This window comes from Nocardia sp. NPDC051900 (genome assembly GCF_044452545.1).
Lineage (GTDB): Bacteria > Actinomycetota > Actinomycetes > Mycobacteriales > Mycobacteriaceae > Nocardia > Nocardia sichangensis.
Genome location: NZ_JBITBU010000059.1, coordinates 1 through 4,930, shown reverse-complemented (window position 1 = coordinate 4,930; position 4,930 = coordinate 1). Strand labels below are relative to the sequence as shown.

Here is a 4,930-nt window from a genome sequence, read left to right as displayed (position 1 = left end):
CTGGCGATCACCCGCCGAGTTCGAAGCCAGTTACCATCACCCGGTTCCGGCTGGAACCTGATAACCCCGCCCTCCAACAATGCGGGGGAACCTCAGAACACATCATCAAATATGTATTGTTGACCATGCTGGCAAGCTGATCGTTCAGAAGCGGGTCAGACACGACCTCGGCGGGTTCGCCGAACTCGACGACCTACTCGACCTTCCCGGCATCCGGATCGCGATCGAACGCGGTGAGGGGCTGCTGGTCGAGCACCTGCAGCTCCGTGGCCTTCCGGTTTACTGTGTGTCGCCGAAGATTTCAGCCCGAGCCCGCGAACGCTATCGGCTGTCGGCGACCAAATCCGACAGCTTCGACGCGTTCGTTCTGGCCGACACCCTCCGTCATGAGTACACGCATTGGCGCCCGTTGCCGCTGCTGTCGCGAGACACCGCGGAACTCAAGGCGGTGATCCGTGACCGAGAGCGGATCATCTTGTCTCAGCGCAGTGTCGAGTCACAGCTGCGTGCTGTTCTCGACACGTATCATCCTGCGCCGCTGCACCTGTTCTCGACGCTCGACCGGGATATCACCCTGGACTTCCTCGCCGATTATCCGACACCCGCGCAGGCCGCTCGCGTCGGAGACAAGCGGATGGACGCGTTCTGCCGCCGACACGGCTACACGGGTCGAGTTCCAGCCGACCAGCTCGTGGAACGGCTCCAGCCGCACCTGCTGGCGGCGTCGGAGGGTACTACCGCGGGCAAGCAGTTCACCGCGCAACTGTTCGCCTCGCAGCTGCGGTTGCTGAACCAGCACATTCGGGCCTGCAATAAACGGATCGATCAACTTCTCGATGTTCACCCGGATGCGCCGATTTTCCTCAGCTTCCCGGGCATCGGGCCGGTCGTCGCGGCCACATTGATCGCCGAGATGGGTGACGACCGCTCCCACTACCCAGACGCGCGGGTCCTGCTCGCCGAGGCCGGCCTGGCGCCGGTCACGCGCGCCTCTGGGCGCATGCATCAGGTCCGGTTCCGTTACGCCTGCAACCATCGAATGCGTCACGCCATCGACTGGTGGGCTTTCGTCTCCACCCGCGAGACCGACTGGGCCGCCAACGCCTATGAGCAAGCTCGAGCCCGTGGCCACGGCAAATACCGCGCTTTGCGTGGTGTCGGAGCCCGCTGGGGGCGGGTTCTCTGGCGCTGCTGGCAGGACAACACCATCTACAACCCGGAAAAGCACTCCAGCGCCGCAGCGGCCTGACCGCTACTTTCAGCAACCCGCGTGTCCACGACGCCACGCGGGCCGCAGTCATGCCATCAGAACCAACCCTCTCCGACCTCGCTGACAGCCTGCCAGTTGACAGCGGGAGTCTGCATCGTCCACCGGAGTCGTAAAGATTCAACTTGGCGATTTGTGGTCGGTGTCCGAGGCGATCAGGTCGAGGACTTCAGCGGCAGTGGTGAACTGGTGTATTGCGGGTGCAGGGGTGATGCGGTGTTGCTGGAGCAGCGGCAGGACGTCGTCGACGGCGTTGCGGATGGTGCCTCTGCTGACGCCGAACAGCTCTGCGAGGGTTTGTTGGTCGCATAGCTGGCGTTGGGCCAGCACGGTGGCCAGGATTCGGTCGGCGTCGGTGATCTTCTGGCGGAACAGTCCGCCCCGGGTGCCGGGGCGGCGTTCACCGCCGCGTTGGCGGTGGAGTCGTTGTTCGATCGAGGCGCGGTAGGAAACCGATATCCGGTCGACGAGGGCCTGGAAATCGTCACGGGTCATGCCGGTGAGGTCGGGGTGAGTCAACGCTCGAGCGGCTTCGATCCTTGTTGTGGTGGTGTCGTTGTCGAGCCAGTTGCGCAGCTCGTCGATGTCGGAGAAGTAGTGCGATGTCTGGGAAAACTCGATCTGATGCTCTTCGATCAGGGTGCGGGTTTCCCTGATCGCCCGGCCGATGGTGTTGGGGTTGATCCCCAGCAGTTCCACCAGGACTTTCTGGGGGCATACCCGCCGCAGGTAGACCGCGGTTATCAGCACTTTGTCGGCCGGTGTCAGCAACGGACGGCCGTGGTCGCCGCGTTCTTTTCGGCGTGGTCCGCCGCGTTGCAGGTACTGGCGCTGCTCGGCGATCGCTGCTTGCGCCGGCGCCAGCAGCGTGCAGAGCTGCTGCAGTTCGTGGGCGGGTAAGCCGGTCACCTTCGGGTCGGCGAGCGCCGCCAGGGCGTGCGCTCTGGCCGCGTTGCGGCCTTCGGTAGTGGTGACGGTGTGTAGGGTCTCAAAAGTCGTGGCCAAATCTCAGAATGTTTGGCCATCGCGTGGCCAGTTGGCCATGATTTTGAGATTCGGCTCCCTGCTCCGGCTGACTGGTGGATGATCTTCGCCAGTTGTGTTCCGGGGCAGGAGGGTTCGAGTTGGCGGGTGGAGCGTTGCTGTCGTTGTCGAGATTGGCGCGATCGGTCGATGTGGATGCTGTTGTGGTGGCGTTCCGCTGCGCTGACGATGGTTCCGATGAGGTCGGGTCGTTCGCGGCGGTGAGCGCCGAAGCGATGGGACGGGCGGCTCCGTGGCGGAGGTTCCGCTGGCATCACGGGCAGAAACACTTCTCTGGCACGTATTGGTCTGGCACCGAGGTCGATGTGAAACCTGCTGCGCGGCTACAGGATCCGAAGGTCGCCTTCACCTTCGCATGGACCGATCAGGTGGTGAGGGCACGCGGCTGGCGATACGAGATCTGGAGCGAACCGGATCCGGTCGAGCTGGCAAATGTTCGATTCCTCGCAGGCTACCGCCGCGGCTGGCTGTTCGACCCTGGTGTCGTCGAGGTGGTGCGGGACTCGATGGTAAGCGGGATGAGCATCGGCGAAGCTCTCGGCTGCGTATCCGGGTTTCCGCCCGCGACGGTCCGTGCGGCGCTGTTGCACCTGCTGTGGCGGCAGGAGTTCACGGTCGACATGTCGGCACAGTTGCGGTCGGCGACCACTTTGCGGGCGGTGTGATGGGCAGGGCAGGCACCCGCTTGGGTGTGGGGACGCGGCTGATCTATGACGGCGAGACCGTCGAGATCGTAGAGATGATCGCCACCTCCGCCGGCAATGAGGTTGTCCTTCGGTCGCAGTCGGCGGGGTAGCCGGTTCGTCGTGTCTGGGTTCGCGAATTGCTCACCACCGACAGTGTCCGGGTGATCCCGGCCGAGGACGGCCCGGCAGGCACCGACGACGAGGCATTGGCCGGTGCCGTCCTGGACGACCTGAACGACGCACAGCGCCGGGGATTGCTCGAGCGCGCCGAGCATGTCCGGGAAGTTCTCACCGGCTATAAGTCCGGTTCGGCCGAACTTGCCGCTGCGGGGGAACCACGCACCGGATACGATCCGGCGCTGCCGCTGAACGCCCGGTATGAGGCGAAGGCCGCCGAGCTGGGGGTGGGTGTCCGGACGGTGCGGCGCTGGGTCGGCGACTACCGCAGGGCCGGGGAGGCGGGTCTGGAGCCGACTCGAACAGTTCGCCGCCGCCAGTCACCACCCCACCCTCGCCAGCGCCGCGGAGAACCTCGGCATCCACGCCGACGTTCTCCGGCGCCGAATCCGCGAACTCGAACTCGACCTGGGCGGCGAACTCCTCAACCGCGCCCACGCACAACGCCCCATGACCCTCACACCACTCGGACAAGCCGTCCTCGACGCGCTCGACCAGACCCAGCCGAATCCGCAGCGAGACAGCCCGATGCCGCGCATTGCGGGCTGACCCGAAATGCGACTGATCGAGTCGGTGTGTGGCTCAGCAGATCGAGTCCCAGCTCGGGAAAAATTCAGTGGCAGCCCGCCCCAGCCGACCATCACGATGGCTACATGACGCCACAACCGGGCACCGGCATCGACACGTTCATCGAGGCGAATCGGCAGAACTGGAACGATCGAACCCGGCTGCACGCGCGGTCGGCGTTCTACGATCTCGACGGCTTTCTCGCCGGCAGAAGCAGCATCGGCACCCACGAACACGCCGAAGTCGGGCCCGTCCACGGAAAACGACTGCTTCACATGCAATGCCACTTCGGGATGGACACCCTCAGCTGGGCACGACTGGGAGCGACCGTGACCGGCGTCGACATCGCCGACGAAGCCATCACCCTCGCACAATCACTTGCCTGCCAACTGGATCTACCAGCCCGGTTCCTGCGAACCAACATCTACGACCTACCCCAGGTCCTCGACGAATCCTTCGACATCGTCTACGCAACCTACGGAGTGCTGTGCTGGATCCCCGACATCACACAATGGGCCCAGATCGCAGCACGGCACCTCGACTCCGGCGGCGTGTTCTACCTCGCCGACGGACATCCACTCACCGGCATCCTCCGCGACGACCAGCCCGAACTCGACACCGGAATCAGCTACTTCCACCGCCAAGAACCGATGCGGTTCGAACAGCACGGCTCCTACACCGGAGACACCGACACCTTGAACCAACCCGTCTGCTACGAGTGGCAGCACTCCCTCAGCGAGATCATCACCGCAGTCCTCGCCGCCGGACTACGCATCGACTTCGTGCACGAGTTCGACTGGGCAACATACCAGCGGCTACCACAAATGCAACAAGAACCCGACGGACGCTGGCGGCTCCCGGGAAACCCTCTCCCACTGACCTTCTCGATCCGGGCAACCAAACCCTGAACCCCATCCAGCACACAAGAAATGCCATCGAACTGAGACAACCGGCGCTGGCCACGGCGTGAGACAAACCAAAAACAACCAGGTCAACCGACTGGCAGATGCCACGAATTTTGAGACCCTAGGGACTGCCCTCGGTTTGGTTGACTCCTGACCTGTGAGGATTGCTCCTCGCTGGAAGGATGTCCACCATGCCGAAGCCGTATCCCGAAGAGTTCCGCCGCGATGTCGTCGCGGTCGCCCGCAAGGGCGAGATCTCGTTGACGCAGGTCGCGAGAGACTTC

The 4,930-nt window shown here is 64.0% G+C and carries 5 protein-coding genes and 1 pseudogene; 5 read left to right on the top strand and 1 reads right to left on the bottom strand.

Annotation, left to right across the window (positions count from 1 at the left end; translation table 11 throughout):
- Nucleotides 1-79 precede the first annotated feature (79 nt).
- On the top strand, nucleotides 80-1,249 hold the full coding sequence (locus tag ACIA5H_RS37475) for an IS110 family transposase (RefSeq protein ID WP_397081067.1): 1,170 nt from the start codon (nucleotides 80-82) through the stop codon (nucleotides 1,247-1,249).
- 138 nt (nucleotides 1,250-1,387) lie between these two features.
- On the opposite strand, the gene ACIA5H_RS37470 is transcribed toward ACIA5H_RS37475, so the two are convergent.
- Nucleotides 1,388-2,176, bottom strand: a complete 789-nt coding sequence (locus ACIA5H_RS37470; protein WP_397081065.1) for a hypothetical protein — start codon at nucleotides 2,174-2,176, stop codon at nucleotides 1,388-1,390.
- A gap of 440 nt (nucleotides 2,177-2,616) precedes the next feature.
- Between ACIA5H_RS37470 and ACIA5H_RS37465 the strand changes: the two genes are divergently transcribed.
- From ACIA5H_RS37465 to ACIA5H_RS37450, 4 genes and pseudogenes are all read left to right on the top strand, one after another.
- Entirely contained in the window at nucleotides 2,617-2,976 is a 360-nt protein-coding gene (locus tag ACIA5H_RS37465) for a TnsA-like heteromeric transposase endonuclease subunit (RefSeq protein WP_364439846.1), read from the top strand.
- 182 nt (nucleotides 2,977-3,158) lie between these two features.
- Nucleotides 3,159-3,440: pseudogene (locus ACIA5H_RS37460) on the top strand (transposase); the annotation flags it as partial.
- On the top strand, nucleotides 3,376-3,723 hold the full coding sequence (locus ACIA5H_RS37455) for a LysR family transcriptional regulator (RefSeq protein ID WP_397081071.1): 348 nt from the start codon (nucleotides 3,376-3,378) through the stop codon (nucleotides 3,721-3,723). The pseudogene ACIA5H_RS37460 and the gene ACIA5H_RS37455, both read left to right, overlap by 65 nt.
- Before the next feature lie 104 nt (nucleotides 3,724-3,827).
- On the top strand, nucleotides 3,828-4,649 hold the full coding sequence (locus ACIA5H_RS37450; protein WP_397081069.1) for a class I SAM-dependent methyltransferase: 822 nt from the start codon (nucleotides 3,828-3,830) through the stop codon (nucleotides 4,647-4,649).
- The last annotated feature ends 281 nt before the right edge of the window (nucleotides 4,650-4,930 follow it).